The organism is Pseudomonas gingeri (assembly GCF_013386165.1).
Taxonomy (GTDB): domain Bacteria; phylum Pseudomonadota; class Gammaproteobacteria; order Pseudomonadales; family Pseudomonadaceae; genus Aquipseudomonas; species Aquipseudomonas gingeri_C.
In genome coordinates this window covers 213,342-238,090 of sequence record NZ_JACAOS010000022.1, presented here as the reverse complement: position 1 = coordinate 238,090, position 24,749 = coordinate 213,342, and the positions used below count along the sequence as shown (strand labels likewise).

Annotated in this window: 27 protein-coding genes; 22 read left to right on the top strand and 5 right to left on the bottom strand. The window is 63.2% G+C overall.

Features of this window, described 5'->3' with window-relative positions:
* The first annotated feature begins 2 nt into the window (after nucleotides 1–2).
* From HX866_RS28770 to HX866_RS28685, 18 genes are read left to right on the top strand one after another with little or no spacing between them, the layout of a single operon-like run.
* Entirely contained in the window at nucleotides 3–257 is a 255-nt protein-coding gene (locus tag HX866_RS28770; RefSeq protein ID WP_100940447.1) for an acyl carrier protein, read from the top strand.
* A complete protein-coding gene (locus HX866_RS28765) occupies nucleotides 254–799 on the top strand; it encodes a hypothetical protein (protein WP_177090646.1) in 546 nt (181 codons plus the stop codon). Before HX866_RS28770 ends, HX866_RS28765 begins: the two co-directional genes overlap by 4 nt.
* Nucleotides 796–2,466 carry an AMP-binding protein gene (locus HX866_RS28760; protein ID WP_177140930.1) on the top strand — a complete coding sequence of 557 codons (1,671 nt, stop codon included), beginning with the start codon at nucleotides 796–798 and terminating at the stop codon, nucleotides 2,464–2,466. The genes HX866_RS28765 and HX866_RS28760 overlap by 4 nt, the downstream gene beginning before the upstream one ends.
* A complete protein-coding gene (locus tag HX866_RS28755) occupies nucleotides 2,459–3,193 on the top strand; it encodes a glycosyltransferase family 2 protein (protein WP_177140929.1) in 735 nt (244 codons plus the stop codon). Before HX866_RS28760 ends, HX866_RS28755 begins: the two co-directional genes overlap by 8 nt.
* On the top strand, nucleotides 3,190–4,128 hold the full coding sequence (locus HX866_RS28750) for an LpxL/LpxP family acyltransferase (RefSeq protein WP_177140928.1): 939 nt from the start codon (nucleotides 3,190–3,192) through the stop codon (nucleotides 4,126–4,128). Before HX866_RS28755 ends, HX866_RS28750 begins: the two co-directional genes overlap by 4 nt.
* The gene (locus HX866_RS28745) at nucleotides 4,109–5,653 is read left to right on the top strand and encodes an HAL/PAL/TAL family ammonia-lyase (RefSeq protein WP_177140927.1); all 1,545 of its coding nucleotides are present in this window, start codon (nucleotides 4,109–4,111) and stop codon (nucleotides 5,651–5,653) included. Before HX866_RS28750 ends, HX866_RS28745 begins: the two co-directional genes overlap by 20 nt.
* Nucleotides 5,646–6,071 (top strand): acyl-CoA thioesterase, encoded by a 426-nt coding sequence (locus tag HX866_RS28740; RefSeq protein WP_177090656.1) that lies wholly within the window; start codon nucleotides 5,646–5,648, stop codon nucleotides 6,069–6,071. Before HX866_RS28745 ends, HX866_RS28740 begins: the two co-directional genes overlap by 8 nt.
* Entirely contained in the window at nucleotides 6,068–6,781 is a 714-nt protein-coding gene (locus tag HX866_RS28735; protein WP_177140926.1) for an outer membrane lipoprotein carrier protein LolA, read from the top strand. The genes HX866_RS28740 and HX866_RS28735 overlap by 4 nt, the downstream gene beginning before the upstream one ends.
* On the top strand, nucleotides 6,771–9,188 hold the full coding sequence (locus HX866_RS28730; RefSeq protein WP_177140925.1) for an MMPL family transporter: 2,418 nt from the start codon (nucleotides 6,771–6,773) through the stop codon (nucleotides 9,186–9,188). Before HX866_RS28735 ends, HX866_RS28730 begins: the two co-directional genes overlap by 11 nt.
* Nucleotides 9,175–10,422 carry an NAD(P)/FAD-dependent oxidoreductase gene (locus tag HX866_RS28725; RefSeq protein WP_177140924.1) on the top strand — a complete coding sequence of 416 codons (1,248 nt, stop codon included), beginning with the start codon at nucleotides 9,175–9,177 and terminating at the stop codon, nucleotides 10,420–10,422. Before HX866_RS28730 ends, HX866_RS28725 begins: the two co-directional genes overlap by 14 nt.
* Nucleotides 10,419–11,153 carry a class I SAM-dependent methyltransferase gene (locus HX866_RS28720; protein WP_177140923.1) on the top strand — a complete coding sequence of 245 codons (735 nt, stop codon included), beginning with the start codon at nucleotides 10,419–10,421 and terminating at the stop codon, nucleotides 11,151–11,153. Before HX866_RS28725 ends, HX866_RS28720 begins: the two co-directional genes overlap by 4 nt.
* Complete coding sequence (locus HX866_RS28715) at nucleotides 11,150–11,632, top strand: DUF3261 domain-containing protein (RefSeq protein WP_177140922.1); 483 nt, start codon at nucleotides 11,150–11,152, stop codon at nucleotides 11,630–11,632. Before HX866_RS28720 ends, HX866_RS28715 begins: the two co-directional genes overlap by 4 nt.
* On the top strand, nucleotides 11,629–12,825 hold the full coding sequence (locus tag HX866_RS28710) for a beta-ketoacyl-[acyl-carrier-protein] synthase family protein (RefSeq protein WP_177140921.1): 1,197 nt from the start codon (nucleotides 11,629–11,631) through the stop codon (nucleotides 12,823–12,825). The genes HX866_RS28715 and HX866_RS28710 overlap by 4 nt, the downstream gene beginning before the upstream one ends.
* Nucleotides 12,822–13,286: a hotdog family protein gene (locus HX866_RS28705; protein ID WP_177125485.1), complete on the top strand. Its 465-nt coding sequence runs from the start codon at nucleotides 12,822–12,824 to the stop codon at nucleotides 13,284–13,286. Before HX866_RS28710 ends, HX866_RS28705 begins: the two co-directional genes overlap by 4 nt.
* Nucleotides 13,279–14,007: a 3-ketoacyl-ACP reductase FabG2 gene (locus tag HX866_RS28700; RefSeq protein WP_177090671.1), complete on the top strand. Its 729-nt coding sequence runs from the start codon at nucleotides 13,279–13,281 to the stop codon at nucleotides 14,005–14,007. The genes HX866_RS28705 and HX866_RS28700 overlap by 8 nt, the downstream gene beginning before the upstream one ends.
* Entirely contained in the window at nucleotides 14,007–15,233 is a 1,227-nt protein-coding gene (locus HX866_RS28695; protein ID WP_177125484.1) for a beta-ketoacyl-ACP synthase, read from the top strand. The genes HX866_RS28700 and HX866_RS28695 overlap by 1 nt, the downstream gene beginning before the upstream one ends.
* A gap of 27 nt (nucleotides 15,234–15,260) precedes the next feature.
* A complete protein-coding gene (locus HX866_RS28690; RefSeq protein ID WP_177090675.1) occupies nucleotides 15,261–15,704 on the top strand; it encodes a hypothetical protein in 444 nt (147 codons plus the stop codon).
* Nucleotides 15,705–15,740: 36 nt separating this feature from the next.
* Nucleotides 15,741–16,187: an excinuclease gene (locus tag HX866_RS28685; RefSeq protein ID WP_177140920.1), complete on the top strand. Its 447-nt coding sequence runs from the start codon at nucleotides 15,741–15,743 to the stop codon at nucleotides 16,185–16,187.
* A 92-nt stretch (nucleotides 16,188–16,279) separates the two neighbouring features.
* On the opposite strand, the gene HX866_RS28680 is transcribed toward HX866_RS28685, so the two are convergent.
* On the bottom strand, nucleotides 16,280–17,179 hold the full coding sequence (locus tag HX866_RS28680) for a LysR family transcriptional regulator (RefSeq protein WP_177102951.1): 900 nt from the start codon (nucleotides 17,177–17,179) through the stop codon (nucleotides 16,280–16,282).
* A 95-nt stretch (nucleotides 17,180–17,274) separates the two neighbouring features.
* On the opposite strand from HX866_RS28680, the gene HX866_RS28675 reads away from it, so the two are divergent.
* The 3 genes from HX866_RS28675 to fumC all read left to right on the top strand — a co-directional run bounded on the left by HX866_RS28675 (nucleotide 17,275) and on the right by fumC (nucleotide 20,842).
* A complete protein-coding gene (locus HX866_RS28675; protein WP_177140919.1) occupies nucleotides 17,275–18,450 on the top strand; it encodes an MFS transporter in 1,176 nt (391 codons plus the stop codon).
* Nucleotides 18,447–19,370, top strand: coding sequence for an AMP-binding protein (locus HX866_RS28670; protein ID WP_177140918.1), 924 nt, complete (start codon nucleotides 18,447–18,449; stop codon nucleotides 19,368–19,370). Before HX866_RS28675 ends, HX866_RS28670 begins: the two co-directional genes overlap by 4 nt.
* Nucleotides 19,371–19,453: 83 nt before the next feature.
* Nucleotides 19,454–20,842: a class II fumarate hydratase gene (gene fumC, locus HX866_RS28665; protein WP_371319301.1), complete on the top strand. Its 1,389-nt coding sequence runs from the start codon at nucleotides 19,454–19,456 to the stop codon at nucleotides 20,840–20,842.
* Nucleotides 20,843–21,271: 429 nt separating this feature from the next.
* Here fumC and HX866_RS28660 read toward each other — a convergent pair whose 3' ends face one another.
* The 3 genes from HX866_RS28660 to HX866_RS28650 form a co-directional block, all read right to left on the bottom strand.
* On the bottom strand, nucleotides 21,272–21,559 hold the full coding sequence (locus HX866_RS28660) for an addiction module antidote protein (protein ID WP_177090687.1): 288 nt from the start codon (nucleotides 21,557–21,559) through the stop codon (nucleotides 21,272–21,274).
* Nucleotides 21,556–21,861: a type II toxin-antitoxin system RelE/ParE family toxin gene (locus HX866_RS28655; RefSeq protein WP_177090689.1), complete on the bottom strand. Its 306-nt coding sequence runs from the start codon at nucleotides 21,859–21,861 to the stop codon at nucleotides 21,556–21,558. The genes HX866_RS28660 and HX866_RS28655 overlap by 4 nt, the downstream gene beginning before the upstream one ends.
* Before the next feature lie 86 nt (nucleotides 21,862–21,947).
* Nucleotides 21,948–22,847, bottom strand: a complete 900-nt coding sequence (locus HX866_RS28650) for a LysR family transcriptional regulator (protein WP_177125478.1) — start codon at nucleotides 22,845–22,847, stop codon at nucleotides 21,948–21,950.
* Between the two features lie 150 nt (nucleotides 22,848–22,997).
* Here HX866_RS28650 and HX866_RS28645 point away from each other — a divergent pair, with 150 nt between their 5' ends.
* Nucleotides 22,998–24,242, top strand: a complete 1,245-nt coding sequence (locus HX866_RS28645; RefSeq protein ID WP_371319300.1) for an MFS transporter — start codon at nucleotides 22,998–23,000, stop codon at nucleotides 24,240–24,242.
* A 64-nt stretch (nucleotides 24,243–24,306) separates the two neighbouring features.
* Here HX866_RS28645 and gspM read toward each other — a convergent pair whose 3' ends face one another.
* Complete coding sequence (gene gspM / locus HX866_RS28640) at nucleotides 24,307–24,744, bottom strand: type II secretion system protein GspM (RefSeq protein ID WP_371319299.1); 438 nt, start codon at nucleotides 24,742–24,744, stop codon at nucleotides 24,307–24,309.
* Between the last annotated feature and the right edge of the window lie 5 nt (nucleotides 24,745–24,749).

The window sequence follows — 24,749 nt, the reverse complement described above, 5'->3', positions numbered from 1 at the left end:
CCATGCAAACCCGTGACGATATCTTCAACACCCTGCGCGATGCCCTGGTCGAACTCTTCGAGCTGGAACCCGAACGCGTCACCCTGGACAGCAATCTGTACCAGGACCTGGAAATCGACAGCATCGACGCCGTGGACCTGATCGACCACATCAAGCGTCAAACCGGCAAGAAAATCGCCGCCGAGGAATTCAAGTCGGTGCGTACCGTCAACGATGTGGTCGAGGCGGTGTTTCGCCTGGTGCAACCGGCCGCATGAAACGCCTGATCGGCCTGGGCCTGCTGCTGGCGGGCCTGCTGTACCCCTTTGCGGTGTATTTCGGCATGGAGCATTTCGCGCCCTGGCAGTTCGGGCTGTTGCTCGGCGGCCTGTGGCTGGCCCGGGCCCTGACCGGCGAACGGCGACCCGGCAGCCTGTGGATGGCCCTCTGCGCCATCGCGTTCTGCGGCTTGCTGGCATTGCTCAACAACCCGCTGCTGCTGCGCTGGTATCCGGTGCTGATCAGCGCCTTCATGCTCGGCCTGTTCAGCCTGAGCCTGAAATTCGGCCCGCCGGTGGTCGAGCGGCTGGCCCGCCTGCGCGAGCCGCAACTGCCGCAAGTGGCCATTGTTTATACGAGACAGGTGACCAAAGTCTGGAGCCTGTTTTTTCTCTGTAACGGCCTGATCGCCGCCGCCCTGACCCTCTGGGCGCCGCTGAGCTGGTGGACGTTGTACAACGGCTTGATCGCCTACGGGCTGATGGGCTTGCTGTTTGCCATTGAATGGCTGGTACGACAACGGGTAAGAGGCCGCGCATGAATTGGATAAACCTTGAGCAGTTGTTGCTCAAGTCGCACGCACTCCGTGCGGTCACCCTTGATCCGCCGCTGGATCATGCCGGACTGACGCAACAGGCCTTGAGCCTGGCGGCCGGCTTGCAGGCCCGTGGCGTGAAACAGATTGCCGTGCACCTGGAAGACGCCGGGGACTTGGCCATCGCCTTGCTCGCTGCCTGGCGCGCCGGCGTTCGGGTGCTGCTGCCCGCCGACCTGCAAGAGCAGACCCGCCAACGCTGGGCGCCGGACGTCGACCTGTGGCTGACGGACCGCAGCGCCATCGAATACCTCAGCGCCGATCCCTTGAGACCGGCCGCGCTCGAGCTCGATGACTGCCACCTGAGCCTGTGCACCTCCGGTTCCAGTGGCGAACCCAAGCGCATCGAAAAAACCCTGCGCCAGCTGGCCAATGAAGTCCTGGCCCTGGAACAGCTGTGGGGCGCCGACCTCGGCCAGGCCTGCATCATCGGCAGCGTCGCCACCCAACATATCTATGGTTTGCTGTTCCGCGTGCTCTGGCCGCTGTGTGCCGGCCGGACCTTCGTGCGCAAGCAACTGGCCTTTCCCGAAGACCTGCAACGCGCCAGCCGTGAACACGCGCAATTCGCCTGGGTGGCGAGTCCGGCGCTGCTCAAACGCATGGGCGACAACCTCGACTGGCCGGCCTTGAGCCAGGTCCGCCAGGTGTTCTCCTCGGGCGGAGCACTCCCGCCGGAAGCGGCCTCCAGCCTGCAACAACGCCTGCGACAATGGCCGACGGAAATCCTCGGCAGCTCGGAAACCGGCGGTATCGCCTGGCGCCAGGGCGACCCGCTGTGGCGGCCTTTCGCCGATGTGCGACTGAGCCAGGACCCGGACGGCGCCTTGCAGGTGGCTTCGCCTTATCTGCCCCACGGTCATATCGAACAGACGGCGGACGCGGTGCGCTTCGAAGCCGATGGGCGGTTTGAACTGCTGGGTCGGCTGGACCGCATCGTCAAGCTGGAAGAGAAACGTATCTCCCTGCCGATGCTCGAACAGGCCTTGATGGCACACGACTGGGTCGCCGAAGCACGGCTGGGCGTGGTGCAGGAAAACCGCGCCTATCTCGGGGCGCTGCTGGTGCTCACCGCTCAAGGGCTGCACAGCCTGCGCAACCAGGGCCGCCGCGCCCTGACCGAAGCCCTGCGCGCGCACCTGCTCAAACATTGCGAAGCCCTGGCGCTGCCACGGCGCTGGCGTCTGCTGCGGCAATTGCCGCTGAACCCCCAGGGCAAGTTGCCGCAAGCCGAGGTCCAGGCGCTGTTGCGGGCTCCGCGTCCCAAAGGTCCGGAAGTGCTGGCGCAACAGGAGATGGATGGTGAATGGCTGTTGCAGTTGGCCGTTCCGCCGGACCTGGCCTACTTCAGCGGGCATTTCCCCGCTACTCCGGTGCTGCCTGGTGTCGTGCAAGTGGATTGGGCCCTGGACCTGGGACGCGAGCGTCTCGAACTGCCGGAAAAATTCGCCGGCATGGAAGTACTGAAATTCCAGCAACTGGTCCGTCCGGGCGATCGCCTTGAACTGAGCCTGCGCTTCGACCGCGAACGCAGCAAACTGCACTTCGCCTTCCGCAACGCCACCGCCGCCTGTTCCAGCGGGCGCATTGTGCTGGAGGCCAGCCATGCATAAGCCCTGCGCCGTCATCCCCGTCTATAACCATGAGACCGCCGTGCCCGCAGTGGTCGAAGCCCTGTTGCACGCCGGTCTGCCCTGCGTGCTGGTGGACGACGCCAGCAGCCCGGCCTGTGCCGCGGTGCTCGAACAATTGGCCAGCCACGAGGCCATCTTCCTGGTGAAACTGCCGGTCAACCAGGGCAAGGGCGGCGCGGTCATGGCCGGGCTGCGGGAGGCCTCACGTCTGGGCTTCAGCCACGCCCTGCAGGTGGATGCCGACGGCCAGCACGACCTGGCCGATGTCACCACCTTCCTCGACGCTTCACGCGAGCATCCCGAGGCGCTGATCTGCGGCTACCCGCAATACGACGAGAGCGTGCCCAAGGGCCGGCTCTATGCCCGTTACCTGACCCATGTCTGGGTCTGGATCAACAGCCTGTCGTTGCAGATTCCGGACTCCATGTGCGGCTTCCGGGTCTATCCGCTGCCGCCGGTGCTGGCCTTGATCAACAACGCCCGGCTCGGCAAACGCATGGACTTCGACCCGGAAATCCTCGTGCGCCTGGCCTGGCGCAACCAGCCCATGCGCTGGTTGCCGACCCGGGTCCACTACCCCCAGGACGGCCTCTCGCACTTTCGCCTGTTCCACGACAACGCGCTGATTTCCGGCATGCACACCCGGCTGTTCTTCGGCATGTTGCTGCGCCTGCCAAACATTCTCTGGCGACGGTGGCGGGCATGAGTGCCGAACCGAAACACTGGGCCGACCAGCAGGAACGCGGCAGCTTCTGGCTGATGAAACTCACCGCCTTCGGCATCAAGGTGCTCGGTCGCAAAGTGCTCAGCCCGGTGCTGCACGGTATTGTCCTGTACTTCTTCCTGTTCGGCCGCAGCGCCCGGCAAAGTGCCTGGCAATACCAGCAACGCCTGGCTGACTGGAGCGGTCAAAACGCCCTGCGCCCGACCCGCATGAAGGTCTTCCGGCAGTTCATGGCCTTTGCCGATGCGCTGCTGGACAAGCTCGACGTGTGGAACGGCAAGTTGCGCATCGAGCAGATCGAGATCGTTGACCCGGCGCTGCTGCGCGATCAGTTGCGCGGCGAGCGCGGGCAGATGCTGGTAGGCGCCCACCTGGGCAACCTGGAAGTCTGCCGCGCCCTCGCCGAACTGGGCGAAAAGGTCACCATGAACGTGCTGGTTCACACCCGCCACGCCGAAGGCTTCAACCGCCTGCTGGGCGAAGCCGGGGCGACCAACCTGCGGCTGATCCAGGTCAGCGAACTGGACCCGGCGGTCATGCTGCAACTCAGCCAGCGCCTGGACCGTGGCGAGTGGCTGGCGATTGCCGGCGACCGTGTGCCGCTGCAAGGTGCACGCCACGTGCGGGTGGATTTCCTCGGCCAGCCGGCCGCCTTCCCGCAAGGCCCGTGGCTGCTGGCCGGATTGCTGAAATGCCCGGTCAACCTGTTGTTCTGCCTGAAGCTCCAGGGTCGCTACCGCATTACCCTCGAACCCTTCACCGAAGCGGTGCAGTGGAAACGCAGCGACCGCGACCAGGTGATCGCCCACTGGGCCGCCCGCTACGCCGAACGCCTGGGCCAGTACTGCCTGCAGGCACCGCACCAATGGTTCAATTTCTACCCTTTCTGGAAATCCGATGACAACGCATCCGCTTGAGCCGGTCACCTTCGGCGAACTCCCGCTGCGCATCAAAGATGTGCTGGCCCTGGCCAACCGTCAGGTGCCCACCCAGCTGCAAGGCGACCCGGCGTTCCGCCAGCGCATTGCCAAGGGCGCGCAGTTCCTTGACTCGTTGCTGGACAAGGAAGGCGTGATCTACGGCGTCACCACCGGCTACGGCGACTCCTGCGTGGTGGCGGTGCCGCTGCAGCATGTCGAGGCGCTGCCGCGTCACCTCTACACCTTCCACGGCTGCGGCCTGGGCCAGTTGCTCGACCCGCAGGCGACCCGTGCGGTGCTGGCGGCGCGGTTGCAGTCGCTGTGCCATGGCGTGTCCGGGGTGCGTGTGGAACTGCTGGAGCGCCTGCAGGCCTTCCTCGACCAGGATATCCTGCCGCTGATTCCCGAAGAGGGCTCGGTCGGCGCCAGCGGTGACCTGACACCGCTGTCCTATGTGGCCGCAACCCTTTCCGGCGAACGCGAAGTGCTGTTTCGCGGCGAACGCCGCCAAGCCTGCGACGTGCACCGTGAACTCGGCTGGGACCCGCTGGTGCTGCGGCCCAAGGAAGCCCTGGCGTTGATGAACGGCACCGCCGTCATGACCGGCCTGGCCTGCCTGGCCTTTGCCCGCGCCGACTACCTGCTGCAACTAGCGACCCGCATCACCGCCCTCAACGTGGTGGCGCTGCAAGGCAACCCCGAGCACTTCGACGAACGCCTGTTCGCCGCCAAGCCGCACCCGGGGCAGATGCAAGTCGCCGCGTGGTTGCGCAAGGACCTGGCCATCGACGCACCGACCGCGCCGCTGCACCGTTTGCAGGATCGTTACTCGCTGCGCTGCGCGCCCCATGTTCTCGGGGTCCTGGCCGACAGCCTGGGCTGGTTGCGTGCGTTCATCGAAACGGAATTGAACAGCGCCAACGACAACCCGATCATCGACGCCGAAGAAGAACGCGTGCTCCACGGCGGGCACTTCTACGGCGGGCATATCGCCTTCGCCATGGACAGCCTCAAGACCCTGGTGGCCAACGTCGCCGACCTGCTCGATCGCCAACTCGCGCTGCTGGTGGACGTGCGCTACAACCATGGCCTGCCGAGCAACCTGTCCGGTGCCAGTGCCGAACGCGCGATGCTCAATCATGGCTTCAAGGCCGTGCAGATCGGCACCAGCGCCTGGACCGCCGAAGCCCTGAAAAACACCATGCCGGCCAGCGTTTTCTCGCGTTCCACCGAATGCCACAACCAGGACAAGGTGAGCATGGGCACCATTGCCGCCCGCGACGCGATCCGTGTGCTGGAACTGACCGAACAGGTCGCCGCCGCCACCTTGCTCGCGGCCAATCAAGGTGTCTGGCTGCGCAGCCAGGCCGACGATGCACGGCCGCTGCCGCCGGCCCTGGCGGCGATGCACGAAGCCCTGGCCAAGGATTTCCCGCCGGTGATCGAAGACCGCGCCCTCGAAGCCGAGCTGCGCCTGTGCCTGAAACGCATCGCCGAGCAACACTGGAGGCTGCATGCGTAGCCGCGGCGTGTTGCATGTCGATACCGAGATCCTGGTGCCGTTTTTTGACGTCGACACCATGCATGTGGTCTGGCACGGTCATTACGTGAAGTACCTGGAAGTCGCCCGCTGCGCGTTGCTGGACCATATCGGCCACAACTACACGCAGATGCTCGAATCCGGCTATGCGTGGCCGGTGATCGACCTGCAACTGCGCTATGTGCGCGGGGCGGTGTTCGGCCAGAAGATCAATGTGCGGGCCAACCTGGTGGAGTGGGAGAACCGCTTGAAGGTCAGCTACCTGATCACCGACCTGGCCAGTGGCGAACGCCTGACCCGCGCCAGCACCGTGCAGGTGGCCGTGGAGATCCAGAGCCGGGAAATGCAGTTGGCCTCGCCAAAAGTCTTCGTCGACGCTGTCGAAAAGGTGCTCGCATGAGCCCCCTCACCTGGATACAACACACCCTTTGTAGGAGCTGGCTTGCCAGCGATGGCGTCCGCAAGCTCTCCACAAATCTCGCGGGCCTCATCGCCGGCAAGCCGGCTCCTACAGGGGTCGTGCGCGACCTGTTGCTCGTGTTCTGCCTGGGCCTGTCCACCCACGCCTCGGCCTTCGACCTGCAACAGCTCAGCGAGCAGCTGGCCAAACCGTCGGTGATCCACGGCAGCTTTATCCAGGAAAAACACCTGCGCGCCTTGCCGCAACCGCTGACCAGCAAGGGCACCTTCGTCCTCGCCAAAGACCACGGCCTGCTCTGGCTGCTCAAGACCCCGTTGCAACAGGACTACCGCATCAGCGCCAAAGGCATCGCCCGGCGCGACCCGAGCGGCTGGCAAATGGTCCCGAACAAAAGCGCCGGGGCCGAACAGAACCGCTTGTTCATCGCCGTGCTGCAAGGCGACAGCAGCGGCCTGCAACGGGACTTCGAACTGCAACTGCAAGGCGAGGCCCAGCACTGGCAACTGACCCTGATTCCGCGCTCGGTACTGCTCAAACAGATCTTCACCCGGATCAATATCGACGGTGGCGATCTGGTGCAACGCATCGAACTGCTGGAAACCCAGGGCGACAGCACGGTCCTACGCATGCAGGACAGCACCTCGGCCCTGCCCCTGAGCGACGCGGAGCAGCACGACTTTGCCGAGTGAACGCCTGCTGCCGCGTCTGTTCCTGATCCTGCTGCTGGCCGTGCTGGCGCTCGCCGGCTGGCAATGGCGCCATGGCGCGCCCGTGTCGGCCGACCTCATGGAACTGGTTCCGGGCTCGGCACCCAATGCCCTGGAACTCAAGGCCGAACAGCGCATGCAGGAGCCCTTGAACCGGGAAATGCTGGTGCTGGTGGGCCAGGCCGATCGCCAGAAAGCCATTGCCCTGGCGCAACGGCTGGGTGAACGCTGGCAGGCCAGCGGGCTGTTCGAAACGGTGCAATGGAGCTTGCAGGCTGACCTCCCGGCCTTGCGCCAACAACTGCTGGCCAGCCGGCTGGCGATGCTCACCCGCGCGGACCGGCAACAACTGATCGAGCACCCGGCGGCGTTTATCCAGCAACGAGTCCAGGCCCTGTTCGATCCCTTTGCCGGGGTCAGCCTGGTGCCGAGCCAGGACGACTGGCTCGGCCTGACCGGACGGATCCAGGACAGCCGCCCGAAACCCGGCGCGGTGCAATTTGATATCGGCAGCGGCGCGCTGGTCGCCGAGGCCGACGGCAAAAGCTGGGTGCTGTTGCGCGCCCGGACCCAGGGCAACGCCTTCGACATGAAGCTGCCCGTGCAAGTCGCCGAGCTGCTCAAGCACAGTCGCGAAGAAGCCGCCCAGGACGACGCCCAACTGCTCGCCGCCAGCGGCCTGCTGTACGCCGCCAATGGCCAGCAACAGGCGACCCGGGAAATTACCTGGGTCGGCGGTGGCGCCACTGTCGGCATTCTCCTGCTGCTGTTGCTGGCCTTCCGCCGCTGGCGCGTCTTGCTGGCGTTCGTCCCGGTGCTGGTGGGCATGCTGTTCGGCACCGTGGCCTGCGTGGCGCTGTTCGGCCATCTGCACGTGATGACCCTGGTGCTGGGGGCCAGCCTGATCGGCGTGGCCGTCGACTACCCGCTGCATTACCTGTCCAAGAGCTGGAGCCTGAAACCCTGGCACAGCTGGCCGGCCCTGCGCATCACCCTGCCCGGGCTGAGCCTGAGCCTGGCCACCAGTTGCATCGGTTACCTGGCCCTGGCCTGGACACCGTTTCCGGCCCTGACCCAGATCGCCGTGTTTTCCGCCGCCGGTCTGCTCGGCGCCTACTTAACCGCCGTGTGCCTGCTGCCGGCGTTGCTCAAGGGCACCGACCTGCGTCCGGCGCAATGGCCGCTGCGGGTCTGCGAAGTTTTGCTGAGGCTGCGTGAAGCGCTGCTGCGCAAGGTGAGCAGCCGCCTGCTGCTGGCGCTGCTGGTGCTGTTCTGCGCCGGTGGCCTGTGGCACCTGAGTACAAAGAACGATATTCGCCAGTGGGTCGGCGCGCCGCCGCAATTGCAGGCCGAGGCCCAGGCCGTCGCACGGATCACCGGCTACCAGCCCACCAGCCAGTTCTTCCTGGTCCGCGGTGCCGATCAACAACAGTTACTGGAGCGTCAGGCCACCCTCGGCGAACGTCTCGAACAACTGGTGCAGCAGGGCAAACTCCAGGGCTATCAGTCCCTGGACCAGGTGGTCAGCCTGCCTCGGGAACAACAACAGTTGCACAATTCCCTCAAGCAACTGCCGGGGTTCTGGCAACCCTTGCTCGACCTCGGCGTACCGGCCGTGGCCTTGCAAAACGAATTGGCACAACTGCAAGCCTTGCCGATCCAGGATATCGACAGCGCCCTCAAAGGCCCGTTGTCCGAACCCTGGCGCCTGCTGTGGCTGGGCGCGGACGCCGACGGCGTGGCGGGCATGGTCAGCTTGCGCGGCTTGAACAACGCCGACCTGTTGCGGTCGCAAACCGTGGGTCTGCCGGGCGTCCAACTGGTGGATCGGCTGGGCGAGCTGAACAAGGTCTTTGCCGCCACCCAGGTCAGCGCCGCCGAACTGAAACTGGCCTCCTGCGTACTGATCGTGCTGTTGCTGATCCTGCCGTTCGGTCTCGGCGGCGCTCTGCGAATCGTTGCACTGCCACTGCTGGCGGCCCTCTGCAGCCTGGCCAGCCTCGGCTGGCTCGGTCAGCCGTTGACGCTGTTCAGCCTGTTCGGCCTGCTGCTGGTGACCGCCATCAGCGTCGACTACGCGATCCTGATGCGCGAGCAGATCGGCGGGGCTGCCGTCAGTCTGTTGGGCACCCTGCTGGCGGCGCTGACCACCTGGCTGTCATTCGGCCTGCTGGCGATTTCCAGTACCCCAGCGGTGAGCAATTTCGGCCTGGCGGTCAGCCTGGGGCTGGCCTTCAGCTTCCTGCTCGCGCCTTGGGCCGCACGTCCGAGCGACAAGACACCAGCGCCGCAGAACGCCCAGCCGATCACGGCCGCCAAGCGTGACGACAGCAAACCTATCCCTATGAATCCGTCGAACCCCGCAAGGAGCCTGTGTGCCAATGATTGAAATGGAGCGTCGCGAAGTCGTGGTGATTGGCGCCGGCCCTTCCGGCGCCATCGCTGCCGCCTTGCTCAAGCGCAACGGTCACGACGTGCTGATTGTCGAGCGCCAACACTTCCCGCGCTTTTCCATCGGTGAAAGCCTGCTGTCCCACTGCCTGGATTTCGTCGAAGAAGCCGGCATGCTCGACGCCGTCAACGCCGCCGGGTTCCAGTTGAAGAACGGCGCGGCCTTCGCCTGGGGCGAACACTACAGCGCCTTCGACTTCGGCAAGACATTCAGCAACGGCAAGCCGACCACCTTCCAGGTCCAGCGTGCCGATTTCGACAAGCTGCTGGCGGATCAGGCACAACTGCAGGGCGTGGAAATCCGCTACGGCGAAGCCGTGGTCAGCGTTGATTTCGACCTTCCACAACCGCAACTGCGGGCCCGTCGCGAAGACGGCAGCGAGTACCTGATCGAAGCCCGCTTCGTCCTCGATGCCAGCGGCTACGGCCGGGTGCTGCCGCGCCTGCTCGACCTCGAAGCACCCTCGAATTTCCCGGTGCGCCAAGCCGTCTTCACCCACGTCGAAGACCGTATCGAACACCCCGGTTTCGAGCGGGAAAAGATCCTTATCACCACCCATCCGCAAAAGCGCGATATCTGGTTCTGGACCATCCCGTTCAGCAATGGCCGTTGCTCCATCGGTGTGGTCGCCGCCGCCGAACACTTTGCCGGGCGCACCGATGACCTGGATGCCTGCCTCAAAGGCTTCGTCGCACAAACTCCGAGCCTGCAAGCGGTGATGGAAAACGCCGTGTGGGACACCCCGGCACGGACCATTGGCGGCTACTCGGCCAACGTCAAAACCCTGCACGGGCCGGGCTTCGCCCTGCTGGGCAACGCGGCGGAATTCCTCGACCCGGTGTTTTCCTCCGGCGTGACCATCGCCATGCGTTCGGCGAGCATGGCCGCCGGCCTGCTGCATCGTCAACTGCAAGGCGAAAGCGTTGACTGGCAGACCCAGTTCGCCGAACCGCTCAAGCGCGGAGTCGACACCTTCCGCTGCTACGTCGAAGGCTGGTACGCCGGGACTTTCCAGGATGTGATTTTTCATCCCGGCAGCTCGCCGGAAATCCGCGCCATGATCAGTGCGATCCTCGCCGGCTATGCCTGGGACGAGCGCAACCCCTTTGTCAGCGAACCTCGGCGCCGTCTGCGGATGCTGTCGGAAATCTGTGCGAGTACCCCGGCATGAGCAACCCCTACCTGAGTGACACCTACGTCGAAGAAACCCGTTTCGGTTTCTGGTTCCTGCGCAGCCACACCTGGCAGCACCACGTGCTGCGGGTGGCAATCAACGATCTGCGCGGTCTGTTCAGCGACGCCCTGCCGGCCAACCCGGTGATCCTCGATGCCGGTTGCGGCCAGGGCAAGTCCTTCCAGTATCTGCAGCAGGTCTTCGCCCCGTCGCGCCTGATCGGCCTCGACGCCGATCCCCAGAGCCTGAAATTGAGCGGCGAAGAAGCGCAACGTCGCGGCCTGCAGGTCGAGTTGATCGGCAGTGACTGCGCGACCCTCGACGTGCCCTCGCAAAGCGTCGATATCCTCTTCTGCCACCAGACCTTCCACCATCTGGTGCAGCAGGATCGCGCCCTGGCCGAGTTCTATCGCGTGCTGAAACCGGGCGGCTATCTGCTGTTCGCCGAGTCCACCGAAGCCTATATCGACACCTGGGTGATCCGCTGGCTGTTCCGCCACCCGATGCATGTGCAGAAAAGCGCGGCGCAGTACCTGGACATGCTCAGCGACCAGGGTTTCGAATTCACCCCGCAGAATGTCTCCTACCCGTACCTGTGGTGGAGCCGGTCCAAGGACTTCGGGCTACTGGAACGCATGCGCCTGAAGAACCCGCCGCCGATCGGCCAGCGTGAGGAAACCCTGGTCAACGTGGTCGCCCGCAAACCCCTCGGCGGGCCTGTCGAATGATCCGTGCCCTGTTGCTGGGCTGCCTTGTGCTGCTGAGCGCCTGCGCCAGCCGCGCACCGCTGCCCGTGCAAACGCCGACCCTGGCCTTGCCGCTGCAATTGCATATCGAGCGCGAACAGGCCGGACAGCGCCAGGACTGGCTGTTGGTGATCCAGCGCGAAGCGAACAGTCTGCGCTGGTCGCTGATGGACCCGCTGGGCATTCCCCTGGCCCGCCAGCGCCTGTCGGACGGTGAGTGGCAGGCCGACGGCCTGTTGCCGCCCAACCCCCAGGCCCGCGAATTGTTCGCGGCGTTGCTGTTCGCCCTGACCCCGGATACCGAACTGGCGGGCAACTACCCGACGGCGCAACACCAGGCCACGGAACGCACCCTCGATGCCCGCTGGCGAGTCAGCTATCGCCAGCCGCTGGACTTCACCCTGAGCCTGCCGGACAGTCTGCAATACCGCATCAGTCCGTTGAGCGAGAACACCCCATGACCGCCTACCTGAACGCCCTCGGCGTGATCTGCGCCCTGGGTCGCGACAAGCAGACGGTGGCCCGCAACCTGTTTGCCGGCGACTGCTCGGGCATGCGCGTGGAAAGCGGCTGGGTGCCGGAGCGCAGCCTGCCGGTGGCCGCCGTGCTCGGCGACTTGTCGGCGATTCCTGCTGAGTTGAGCACCCAGGCCAGTCGCAACAATCAACTGCTGATGGAAGCCACACAGCAAATTGCCGCGCCGATCCAGCGCGCCATCGACACCTACGGTCGCGAGCGGATCGGTATCGTCCTGGGCACCAGCACCTCGGGCATCGACGAAGCCAGCCGTGGCATCGCCAATTATCTGCGCGAGGGCCACTTCCCCGAAGGTTATGACTACCAGCAACAGGAACTGAGCGCCCCGGCGACCTTCCTCGCCGACTGGCTGCAACTGCGCGGCCCGGCCTACGTGATCTCCACCGCCTGCACGTCCAGCGCACGGGCACTGATGAGTGCCCGGCGCCTGCTTGATCTGGGGCTGTGCGACGCCGTGTTGTGCGGCGGGGTCGACAGCCTGTGCCAACTGACGCTCTGCGGCTTCACCTCGCTGGAGGCCGTGTCGGCGCAGCGCTGCAACCCGTTTTCGGTTAACCGCAACGGCATCAATATCGGCGAAGCGGCGGTGCTGTTCCTGATGACCCGACGGGCCGACCATGGCCCTGCCATTGCCCTGCTGGGGGCCGGCGCCAGTTGCGACGCCCACCATATTTCCGCCCCAGACCCAACCGGCCAGGGCGCCGTGCAAGCCATGCGCAAAGCGCTGAAGCAAGCCAGCCTGCAACCGTCCGATATCGGCTACCTGAACCTGCACGGCACCGCGACCCAGCACAACGACGCCATGGAAAGCCTGGCCGTGTCCAAACTGTTCCCGGCGAGCCTGCCCTGCTCCTCGACCAAACCCATGACCGGCCACACCCTGGGTGCCGCCGGTGCACTGGAGGCAGCGTTCTGCTGGTTGAGCCTGAGTGCCGACAACCCATCCGCCGCCTTGCCACCGCACCTCTGGGACGGCCAGGCCGACCCGGCGCTGGCGCCCCTGAACTGGGTCAAGCCGGGCGACCGCCTCGCTGTCCATCCACTGCGCCGCCTGATGAGCAACTCCTTTGCCTTCGGCGGCAACAACGTCAGCCTGATTATCGGAGACGCCCCATGATCGATTGGCCGCTCGCCGAATTGCTGCCCCATGCCGGGGACATGATCCTGATCGACCAGGTCCTATCCTTCGATGAAGAACAGATCCACACCTGCCTCACCGTACGCCCGAACGGCCTGTTCAATCGCGAGGACGGCAGCCTGCCGGCCTGGCTCGGGATCGAGCTGATGGCCCAGAGCGTCGCCGCCTATGCCGGTTGCCGCGCCCGTGGCGAGGGCAAACCGGTGGAGCTGGGTTTCCTGCTCGGCACCCGCAAGTTCGAGTGCAACGTCGAGCACTTTCCCGTCGGCAGCCAATTGCGCATCCACGCCTTGCGCTCGCTGGAGGACGACAACGGCATGGGTGTGTTCGAATGCCACCTGACCGGTCCCGACATCCATGCCAGCGCGCGCCTGAACGTGTTCCGTCCGCCCCAGGCCGCCGCTTATCTATCCGAATCACAGGAGTCGCGTCATGACTGAATCCATCCTGGTCACCGGCTCCAGCCGCGGTATCGGCCGTGCTATCGCCTTGCGCCTGGCCCGGGCCGGCTTTGACCTGGTGCTGCATTGCCGCAGCGGCCGCGCCGACGCCGAGTCCGTGCAGGCCGAAATCCAGGCACTGGGGCAACAGGCCCGAGTGCTGCAATTCGACGTGTCCGACCGTGAAGCCTGCCGCACCCGCCTTGAGGCCGATGTCGAAGAACATGGCGCCTACTACGGCGTGGTGTTGAACGCCGGACTGACCCGTGACGGCGCGTTCCCGGCCCTCTCCGAAGAAGACTGGGACCTGGTCCTGCGCACCAACCTCGACGGTTTCTACAACGTCCTGCATCCGGTGATGATGCCGATGATCCGTCGTCGTGCTCCTGGGCGGATCGTCTGCATCACCTCGGTGTCCGGGCTGATCGGCAACCGTGGGCAGGTCAACTACAGCGCCTCGAAGGCCGGCCTGATCGGTGCCGCCAAGGCCCTGGCCATCGAACTGGGCAAACGCAAGATCACCGTCAACTGCGTCGCCCCGGGCCTGATCGACACCGCCATGCTCGATGAAAACGTGCCGGTGGAAGAACTGCTGAAAATGATCCCGGCGCAACGCATGGGCACACCGGAAGAGGTCGCCAGCGCGGTGAATTTCCTGATGTCCGGCGAAGCTTCCTATATCACCCGGCAAGTGCTGGCCGTCAACGGAGGCCTGTGCTGATGAAGCGCGTCGTCGTCACCGGCATGGCCGGTATCACCTCCCTGGGCAGCGACTGGGCCAGCATCGAAGCCAACTTCCGCGCCAACCGCAGCGGCATCCGCTACATGGCCGAGTGGGAGCGTTTCACTGAACTGAACACGCGCCTGGCCGGGCCTATCGATGACTATGCGGTGCCGTCGCACTGGACCCGCAAGCAGCTGCGCAGCATGGGTCGGGTCTCGCGCTTTGCCGTTGGCGCGGCGGAAATGGCCCTGGCTGACGCCGGCCTGCTGGGCAACGACATCATCCGCGATGGACGCATGGGCGTGGCCTGCGGCTCGTCCACCGGCAGCACCGACGAGATCAAGGCCTTCGGCATGATGTTGATCAACTCCGTGGCCGAGGGACTCAACGCCAACTCCTACGTGCGCATGATGCCCCACACCACGGCGGCGAATATCAGCATTTTCTTCGGCCTGACCGGACGCCTGATCCCCACCTCCAGCGCCTGCACCAGCGGCAGCCAGGGCATCGGTTATGCCTACGAGGCGATCAAGTTCGGGCGCCTGCCGTTGATGCTGGCGGGCGGCGCCGAGGAACTCTGCCCGACCGAAGCCATGGTGTTCGATGCGCTCTACGCCACCAGCCTGAAAAACGATGCACCGCACACCAGCCCGCGCCCCTACGACAGCGGCCGCGACGGCCTGGTGATCGGTGAAGGCGGTGGCATGCTGGTGCTCGAAGAGCTGGAGCATGCCCTCGCTCGTGGCGCGCCTATTCATGCGGAAATCGTTGGTTTCGGCAGCAACGCCGATGGCCAGCACGCCACCCGGCCGGAGCAGAGCACCATGCGCCGGGCCATGGAGCTGGCCCTGGAAGATGCCGGCGTAACGGCGGACGCCATCGGCTATGTGAACGGCCACGGCACTGCCACCGAGCAGGGCGATATCGCCGAAACCCTGGCCACCAGCAGCCTGTTCGGCAAGCGCATGCCCATCAGTTCGCAGAAGAGCTTCTTCGGCCACACACTGGGTGCCTGCGGTGCACTGGAAGCCTGGTTCAGCATCGAGATGATGAACCGTGACAGCTACGTCCCGACCTTGAACCTCGACCAGATCGACCCGCAGTGCGGCGACCTGGATTACCTGCGCGGCGAGTTCCGGCAGATGAGCAACGAGTATGTGATGAACAACAACTTTGCCTTTGGCGGCGTGAACACCTCCCTGGTGTTCCGTCGTTGGCGCTGATTTTTTAACCCTCCTGGAGAAAACGGAATGTCTTCCCTGCTTCGTGTTGCACTTGTCACCCTGGCCCTGCTGCTGACCGCGGGCTGTACCAGCAAACCCATCGTCAACCCGAGCCGCACCCTCACGCCGCAAGTGCAGGCCAGCGAGGAAGAGGTGAAACAAGCGATTGTCACGGCCCTGACCAAGCGCACGTGGAGCGTGCAGCGCGTCAACCCGGGCCAGGTCCAGGCCGAGATCACTGTGCGTGAGAAATTCCACGTCGAGATCGACATCAACTACAGCGCCAACGCCTACACCATCGTCTACCGCGACAGCAGCGGCATGGGTTACCAGGACGGCAAGATCCACAAGAACTACCTGCGCTGGGTACGTTTTCTGGACCAGGACATCCTGGCCGAGCTGCGCGCCCATCATGACCAGCCCACCGCGCAAGCCATCGGCGTTGGCGAGGCGCAACCGCTTTCCCGGTAACTGAGTTTCTTCCCTGCATCACACAAGGAGTTGAGCATGAAAACAAACCTCTGGGCCGCGGCGGCCACGCTGGTCTTGTGCAGTCTGCCGGGCTTAAGCCAGGCCCGCGATACCCTGTTGAACCTGCCGTTCGACAAGGTCGTGGCTGAAGCGGTGAGCACCGGCAAGATTGATGGCAGCGTGAAGTTCTATCTGGCGGGCAATACACCCAAGGGCAAGGTCAGCGTGGTCAGCCCGGATGCGGTGACCAACAAGAAGACCAATGCCTTCAACAAGAGCGACGAGGAGGCCTGTGCCTGGGCCCTGCAGTCGGCGCTGATCACCCTGAACGATGCGGCGAAGAAGGTCGGGGCGAATGCCGTCACCAATATCGTCAGCTACTACAAGCGCAACGAAACCAAGAGCCCGAGCACCTATGAGTGCCATGCGGGTGCGTTTATCGGTGGTGTGGCGTTGAAGGGTGATTTGGCCAAGGTTCAGTAAGCTGCCGGTCGAGCTGAATACGCTTTCCCAAGCGGGCTTGCCAGCGATTGCGAGGTGACATCCACCGTCGCTATCGCTGGTGAATCATGGGACTACCGGCCCTGCAAAAGCTCGTCGACCACGGCCATGAATGCCTCGACCAGCAGCGTACGACCTTGTGCTCGGGTCAGGATCAGCAACTGCGCGTAGGCGTCGGGGTCTGCCAGCGGTCGGTAGGTCACCCCCTTCCTGGCCAGGCTCATGGTGCACTCGGGGACCAGGGCGACACCTTGGCCCGCGGCCACCAGGGCGATGATCGAGGTGATCTGCCGCCCGCACGGGCCCGGACGCATGGACAGGCCATTGCGTCGGTACAGTTGTTCGATGGAGTCATTGAGCCCGGAACCATAGTCGGCCGGAAACAGAATCAGTGGATGCGCGCTGAGCTGGGTCAGGGTGACTTCGTCCAGGCCGGCCAGCGGGTTATCGCTGCAAAGGGCGGCCACCAGGGGTTCTCTCCCATGGGACACAACCTGCACTTCGGTTTGCCCGCTGTCGGGCAGCAACCGGCTCATGCCGATATCGATGCTTCCCTCCACCACTTGCGAGTAAAGACTGCTGGAAGCACTTTCCACCAGTGTCAGGTGAACGTCGGGGAAGCGCTGGGCAAAGGCTTGAATCGTTTGGCTGAAGAGATCCGACAGCGCAATCGAGCTGGCGTAACCCAGCGTCAGTTGACCGGCCGATCCGGCGGCCAGCTTGCTGGCGATGACCTCGGTCAGATTGGCCTGTTCCAGCACGGCGCGCGCGTAAGGCAGAAAGTGCTGGCCTTGCGCAGTCAGCGTGACCGTACGGCTGGTGCGGTCGAACAGACGAAAGCCCAGTTCGGACTCGAGGGCCGAAATCTGTCGGGTCAAAGGTGGCTGGGCGAGGTGCAGGCGCAACGCTGCGCGGCCGAAGTGCAGTTCTTCGGCGACCGTCAAAAAATAACGTAACTTGCGTAGGTCGAGCATCCTGTTCCCTGGGTATTGATCCGTCCGAATTTGGTATTGGTGTTTGGCCGGCTGCGCATTCTATAAAGACCTTCGAGGATAAAACGAGAGGTCTTATGAGTTCGCGCTTGCATAGTGCCAGTGTCGCTCTGTTTCTGTGCGGCTGTGCGGCCTTTCTCAACCTCTATTCAACCCAGAGCATCCTGCCAGCGCTTGCGCTGGATTTTGAGGTGAGCGCCCGAGAGGCCGGATGGAGCATCACGGTGACCACCCTGGCGGTCGCCCTGACGGCGCCCTTTATCAGCCGCCTGCTCCATCGCTTCGAACAACACTCGGTGATTGTCGTCGCGGCGCTGCTATTGGCGGTGCCGGCGCTGCTGGCCGCCAATGCCGACAGCTTTGCCGAGCTGCTGGTCTGGCGCTTTATCGAAGGCATGCTGATCCCTGTGGTATTCGCCACGAGCGTGGCTTACATCGGTGATCGCTGGAGCGGTGGCACCGTCACCGAAATCACCAGCCTGTATGTGGCGGGTACGGTGTTGGGCGGTTTTGCCGGGCGCTTCGTGTCGGGGCTCATGACGGAGTACGCAGGCTGGCGTGAGGCTTTTGCATTGCTGGCGGCGATGAGTCTGTGTGTCGGTGTCGCCATCTACTTTCTGTTGCCCGCCAATCCGATCGCCGCGCCGAAAACCTCACCTGTTCGTCTGAGCGCGTTTCGCGAGCTGTGCAGCAGGCCTTTGCTGGCCGCGTATGGCGTCGGTTTTTGCGTTCTGTTCTCACAAGTGGCGACTTTTACCTACGCCGGCCTGTACCTCGGTCAGGCGCCATTCAGCCTGGGCGCGGGGGCACTGGGGACGATTTATACGGTGTTCCTGCTGGCCCTGGTGGTTATCCCGATTGCGGGGCGCTTGAGTAAATCGCGACCGCAATCCGAATTGCTGATGGGCGCGGTGCTGTTAGGTGTCTGTGGCTCGATCCTGACCCTGCTGCCTTCGTTGTGGCTGATCGTGCTGGGCCTGGCCTTGAGTTCGACCGGGGTATTCCTCGCCCAGGCGTCCGCCAATGCCTTCATCACCACAACGGCCCGAGACAACAAGGCCGGGGCGGTGGGGCTGTACCTGACGGGTTATTACCTGGGGGGGAGTTTCGGCGCCATCGCCCCTGCGCTGATCTGGACTCGTTGGGGCTGGCAGGGCTGCGTGGCGATGATCACCGGCTTCCAGTTGTTGTCGCTGCTGATCGCCTTGATCGGATGGAGACCTCTCAATTCCGATACAAGGAGCCCAGCGTGAATATAGCCAACTGGCTGAATACAGCCGGCCTTTGTCATCCGAAACGCCCGGCTCTGTTCGAGGGACAGCAGCCCGTTGCCAACTACGGTGCCTGGGTCGCCCTGGTGCGGCACCGGGCCGCCACTCTGATCAATGAGTATGGTCTTGCCCCGGGTGACCGGGTCGCACTGTTCATGAAGAACTGTTGCGAATACCTTGAGCTGCTCTACGCCATCTGGTGGGCGGGTGCCGTAGTCGTGCCGATCAACTGCAAGCTGCACCCCGTCGAGGCCAGCTGGATCGTCGATAACACACAGGCCCGGCTGATTTTTACCGATGGCGGCCAGGTGTTCTTGCCCGGAGCTCTGCCCCAGACCTGTCGAGAGCTGGATCGAGAGGACATGGGGGCACTCATGTCGATCACTTCCCAACAGGACAGCCCTTATCCGCGTCATACCGATGACCTGGCTTGGCTGTTCTATACCGTCGACCCCACCGGGCGTTCCAAGGGGGTGATGCTGAGCCACGGCAACTTGACGGACATGTCGCAGTGCTGTCCGATCGACGCTGATGAAGCGTTGGTCTATGCGGCGCCGATCTCTCACTGCGCCGGTCTCTACAGTCTGAGCCATGTGCGCCGGGCCGCTCGCCACGTTGTCCCAGCGTCTCGCGACTTCAAGCCCGACGAGTTGTTCGGGCTGGCGAGGCAGTTCGGCAATATCAGATTGTTCGTCGCCCCCGCCCTGTTCACGAGCATGGTCGAGCAGGCCCGCAGCCTGGGCTACAGCGGCGAGGGGATCAAAACCATCATCTACGGGGACATCCCCATAGGCTCGACTGACTTGCGCAATGGGCGGTTCAGGAACAGCTATGGTGATCTGCTCAAGACAGAACTGCGCCTGTGGTTGAAGGCCAGTGCAAACGACATTTCTGCCGCCTGAAGCCCACCTTCAACTTCAGGCAAAAACTTCCATGCCGGCAATGGTGCCGGGGTCCGCCGTCAGTGGCTTTCTACAGGTGAATAATCATGCGTGTCGAGTCCGATTCAATGGGTTCCATCGAGGTGCCCTCCGATAAATATTGGGGTGCCCAAACCGAACGTTCCATTCTAAATTTCCCGATTGGCCGGTCGCGTTTCCAATGGGGTACGCCGATGATCAAGGCGATGGGGCTTCTGAAGAAATCGGCGGCGTTGGCCAATCTCAAGCTGGGTGAGTTGCCCGAGGCTATCGCCCTGCCGATTGTCGCGGCGGCGGACGAGGTAATTGCCGGGCAGTTGGATGCACACTTTCCATTGGTGGTGTTTCAGACCGGCTCCGGGACCCAGTCCAACATGAATGCCAACGAAGTCATTTCAAACCGCGCCATCGAGATGGCAGGCGGCGTCATGGGGAGCAAGACGCCTGTCCATCCCAATGACCACGTCAATCGGGGGCAATCGTCAAACGATACCTTTCCGACCGCCATGTACATGGCCGTGGTCAGTGAGATCTTCGAAACCTTGCTGCCTGATGTCTCACGATTGCGCGATACCCTGGCCGACAAAGCCGTGCAGTATTCAACGGTGGTGAAAGTCGGGCGGACCCACCTGCAAGATGCTACGCCGATCACCCTCGGGCAAGAGATTGGGGGCTGGGTCGAGCAGATCGATTATGCGCTGGCGTCGATCAGGCACACGATGACCGGCCTCTACGACCTGGCCATTGGCGGCACCGCTGTGGGGACAGGCTTGAATGCCCACCCGTTGTTTGGTGAAACCTGTGCGGGTGTCATTGCCGAGTTGACCGGTTACCCGTTCAAGGCCTCCGCCAACAAATTCTTCTCCTTGTCCGCCCATGATGCGCTGGTGAACACCTCCGCTTCGATCCGCACCCTGGCCATGGCCCTGCTCAAGATTGCCAATGATGTGCGCTGGCTGGCGAGTGGGCCTCGATGCGGTATCGGCGAGATCGATATTCCGGAGAATGAACCGGGTTCGTCCATCATGCCGGGCAAGGTCAATCCGACCCAGTGCGAAGCGCTGACGATGGTGTGTACTCAAGTCTTCGGCAACGATGCGACCGTGGCATTCGCCGGCAGCCAGGGCAACTTTCAGCTCAATGTCTACAAGCCGGTGATGGTCCACAACGTGCTGGAGAGCATCACATTACTGGCCGATGCGTGTCGGGCCTTCAATGACAACTGCGCCGTCGGTATCGAACCGAACCTGGGGAAAATCAACGAAAACATCGAAAAAAACCTGATGCTGGTGACCGCACTCAATCGGCATATCGGCTACGACAAGGCGGCGGTGATCGCGAAGACGGCCCATCACGAAGGGAAGTCGCTGCGTGAGGTGGCCGAGGCGCTGGGCTGGGTTTCCATGGAGGACTTCGACCGGTATGTGGTGCCTCTGGAGATGACTCATCCTTAGCGGTCAGCCACTGCTCGCCCTATGATAAAAATGGAGCTTGGATTTAGTGGCCGCGTTTTATGGTGGCTGTGCGTGGGTGACCTTCGGGTCAGCCGGTGTGCCTGATGTTCCGGTCTTGCAGGCTCGCGTACAGCTGCCACCTTTAACTGACACGCGTAGGTGCTGGCGTTCTCGGCCATACACCTGGTGGAGATGGCGAAAGCCGAGTTGGATAATCTGCACCGCAACCCTCTCCACATCACCGCCGATCCCCATGTAGGAGCAAGCTTGCTCGCGATCGGGCGCGCAGCGGCCGCAATTGGCTTGACTCGGTGTGTCAGGAAAATCGCGTTCTGAGGTTTTACGACTGCTGCGCAGCCGATCGCGAGCAAGCTTGCTCCTACAAGTGTCCGCGTCGCTCAGGGTTTAGTGTTCTGCGACTCAATATTCTCAAGTCGATGCGTGGAGCTTCAAGCCCAATGCCTTGACCACTTTCAGAATGGTCCCGAACTCAGGGTTTCCTTCGCCGGATAGCGCGCGATAAAGGCTTTCACGGGAAAGACCCGACTCACGGGCCACTTGCGTCATCCCACGTGCTCTGGCGAGAGTACCCAGCGCCTTGGCAATAAACGCCGGATCATCACCCGCCTCCTCCATGCAGGCATCGAGGTAGTTAGCCATGTCCTCTTCAGTCTTGAGGTACTCGGCCGAATCCCATTTTGCAAATTGCTCGGTCATGCTTTTTGTTCCTTCCAGGCCTTGGCAATCAGAGAAGCTTGCTTGATATCGCGGCGCTGACTGCTTTTATCTCCGCCACAAAGGAGGATCACCAAATGCCGGCCTTGATAGGTGAAATACAGCCGATAACCAGGTCCATAGTCGATTCGAGCCTCACTCAGCCCATCACCCACTGACTTCACATCACCAAAGTTACCTTCGGCCATACGATCAATCCGAACCTGCACACGAACCCGCGCACGGCTATCGGATAACTCGCTGAGCCAATCGGAAAATACCGCACTTCGAATAATTTCAATCATGCGGCCCAGTGTCGCCCACAGGCTACACCAAGTAGATCAGTCGAATAAGCACCCTCTGTCAGAAATCCTTCTTGAGCTCAACAGAATCAAACTCGATCCTTCGTCAGACGTGTCAGCAACTCGATAAACGCCTTGGCCATCGGCGACTTCTGGTCCTTCCTCTGCACCAGCCACACTGCCGACACGGCGTCCGGGTCCAGCAACGGTCGATAAACCACCCCCTCGATCCGGATCCTCTGGTAGGACGCCGGCAACACCGACACCCCCAACCCCGCCGCCACCAGACCGATAATGGTCATCGCCTCGCCTGCCTCCTGGGCAAAGTGCGGGCTGAACCCGGCCTGCCGCGCCAAGGTCAGCAACTGCGCATACAAACCACTGCCGTAACTGCGCGGGAAAAACACAAAAGGCTCCAGCGCCAACTCGGACAAATACATCCCCTCCTCGCTGCCACTGGCCAACGGATGCTTGGCACTGAGCACCGCCACCAACGGCTCATGCATCAATTCCACGACACTCAAGGCCTCCGGTAGCGCCAAAGGCCGCATCAAACCCACCTCGATGGACTCATCCATCAAACCATCGGCAACCGTCTTGCTGCTCATCTCCCGCAGGTTCAGGTGCACCGCCGGGAACGCCTGGCGAAAAGCGAAAATCGCCTGGGGAATCGTCGAGTTGAACGGCGCCGACGAGGTAAAACCGATCTTCAATTCCCCCAACTCCCCCAACTGCGCCCGCCGCGCCACATCCGCCGCCTTGTCCACCTGGGCCAGCACCAACCGCGCCTCTTCCAGGAACAAACGCCCCGCCTCGCTCAACTCGACCCGACGATTGGTACGGTCGAACAAGCGCGCCCCCAACTCCTGCTCCAGCGCCTGGATCTGCTGGCTCAACGGCGGCTGGGAAATCCCCAGCACCTCGGCCGCACGGCCAAAATGCAGTTCTTCGGCCACCGCGATGAAGTAGCGCAAATGCCGCAATTCCATGAACACCTCATCAAGTCGTAAAACCTATCAAACAGGTCGAATAATATATTGGAAAGAATCGTTAGCCAGCTATATGCTTTTTCCACTGCCCGACCGGTTGCTCCCCCCGAGGTCCCCGTGAAAACTGCTGTCGCTCCCCTCGCCCACGAAATTCCCCCCACTGCGCTGGACGATGTGGTCGCCCAACTCAACGACACCTATATCGAAAAAGGCACCCCGGCGTTTATGCGTACGGTGCTGGCGCTGTTCTCCGGCGGCTTTGCGACCTTTGCCCTGTTGTACTGCGTACAACCGATGATGCCGGTGCTGTCCAAGGAATACGGGATCAACGCCGCCCAGAGCAGCCTGATCCTCTCGGTGGCCACCGCGATGCTCGCCATCGGCCTGCTGATCACCGGCCCGATCTCCGACAGCCTCGGGCGCAAGCCGGTGATGGTGGTGGCGTTGTTTGGTGCGGCGCTGTTCACTATCCTCGGCGCGATGATGCCCAGCTGGCAGGGCGTGCTGGTGATGCGGGCCCTGGTGGGCCTCTCCCTCAGCGGCCTGGCGGCAGTCGGCATGACCTACCTGAGCGAGGAAATTCATCCCAAGCACATCGGTCTGGCGATGGGCCTGTATATCGGCGGCAACGCCATCGGCGGGATGAGCGGACGGCTGATCACCGGCGTGCTGATCGACTTCGTCAGCTGGCACATGGCGATGCTGGTGATCGGCATCCTGGCGCTGATCGCGGCGACGGTGTTCTGGAAAATCCTGCCACCGTCGCGCAACTTCCGCGCCAGCCAATTCAATACCCGCAGCCTGATCGACGGCTTTACCGTGCACTTTCGCGATGCCGGTCTGCCGTGGCTGTTCCTCGAGGGTTTCCTGTTGATGGGCGGCTTCGTCACCCTGTTCAACTACATCGGCTACCGCCTGCTGGCCGAACCCTACGGCATGAGCCAGGCGTTCGTCGGCCTGCTGTCCATCGTCTACCTGTCGGGTATCTACAGCTCGGCGAAAATCGGTGCCCTGGCCGACAAACTCGGCCGACGCAAAGTGCTCTGGGGCATGATCCTGATGATGCTGGTGGGCATCGCCTTGACCCTGGTGACGCCGCTGCCGGTGGTGGTGTCGGGCATCCTGCTGTTCACCTTCGGCTTCTTCGGCGCCCACTCGGTGGCCAGCAGCTGGATCGGCCGGCGTGCGCTGAAAGCCAAGGGGCAGGCCTCGTCGCTCTATCTGTTCTGCTACTACGCCGGTTCCAGCGTGGCCGGGACCCTGGGCGGCATGGCTTGGCACTATGCGGGCTGGAATGGCGTCGGCCTGTTTATCGGCGGGCTGCTGGTGGTGGCCTTGCTGGTGGCGCTGAAGCTGGCGCGGTTGCAGGCATTGCCAGGCAATGTAACAGTCTGATCAGAAGGTGGGTGCCAGCCAGGGCATAGGGGCTCGAACCGTCAGGAGAAAGCCCCTTGCGACCTTAGTCAGCCCGCCACGCAACCTGCGCCATCAACCCGTTGTCGCGCTTCTCCAGACTCAAAGACTGCAACACCGCGCCCGCTTGCTCGGTCTGATCCAACCACTGCAGCAAGGCCAATGCATTGCCAGCCAGCGTGACCCGCAGCGACTGGCCGTCCTGATCCAATTGCTGCAATTCCAAACCCGCCGCGATCACCGTTTCACTCAGACGGGTCGACAAGGATCGCGATGGGCTGGAGCGCTGACGCACAGGCTGCGCACGCTGGACTTCAGCCGCCAGCAGCAGGCGTTGTTGGTACAAGCGCTCGCCCCGCTCCAGGCGCTGTTGTGCCGGTTGCCACACAGCGCTGAACAAGGTCACCACCAGCAGGAAAACAGCCAGCCCGATCAGCATTCGCCGATCCCGAAGACCCAGGCCCTGCCACCTTTGCGTGAGCATTGTCG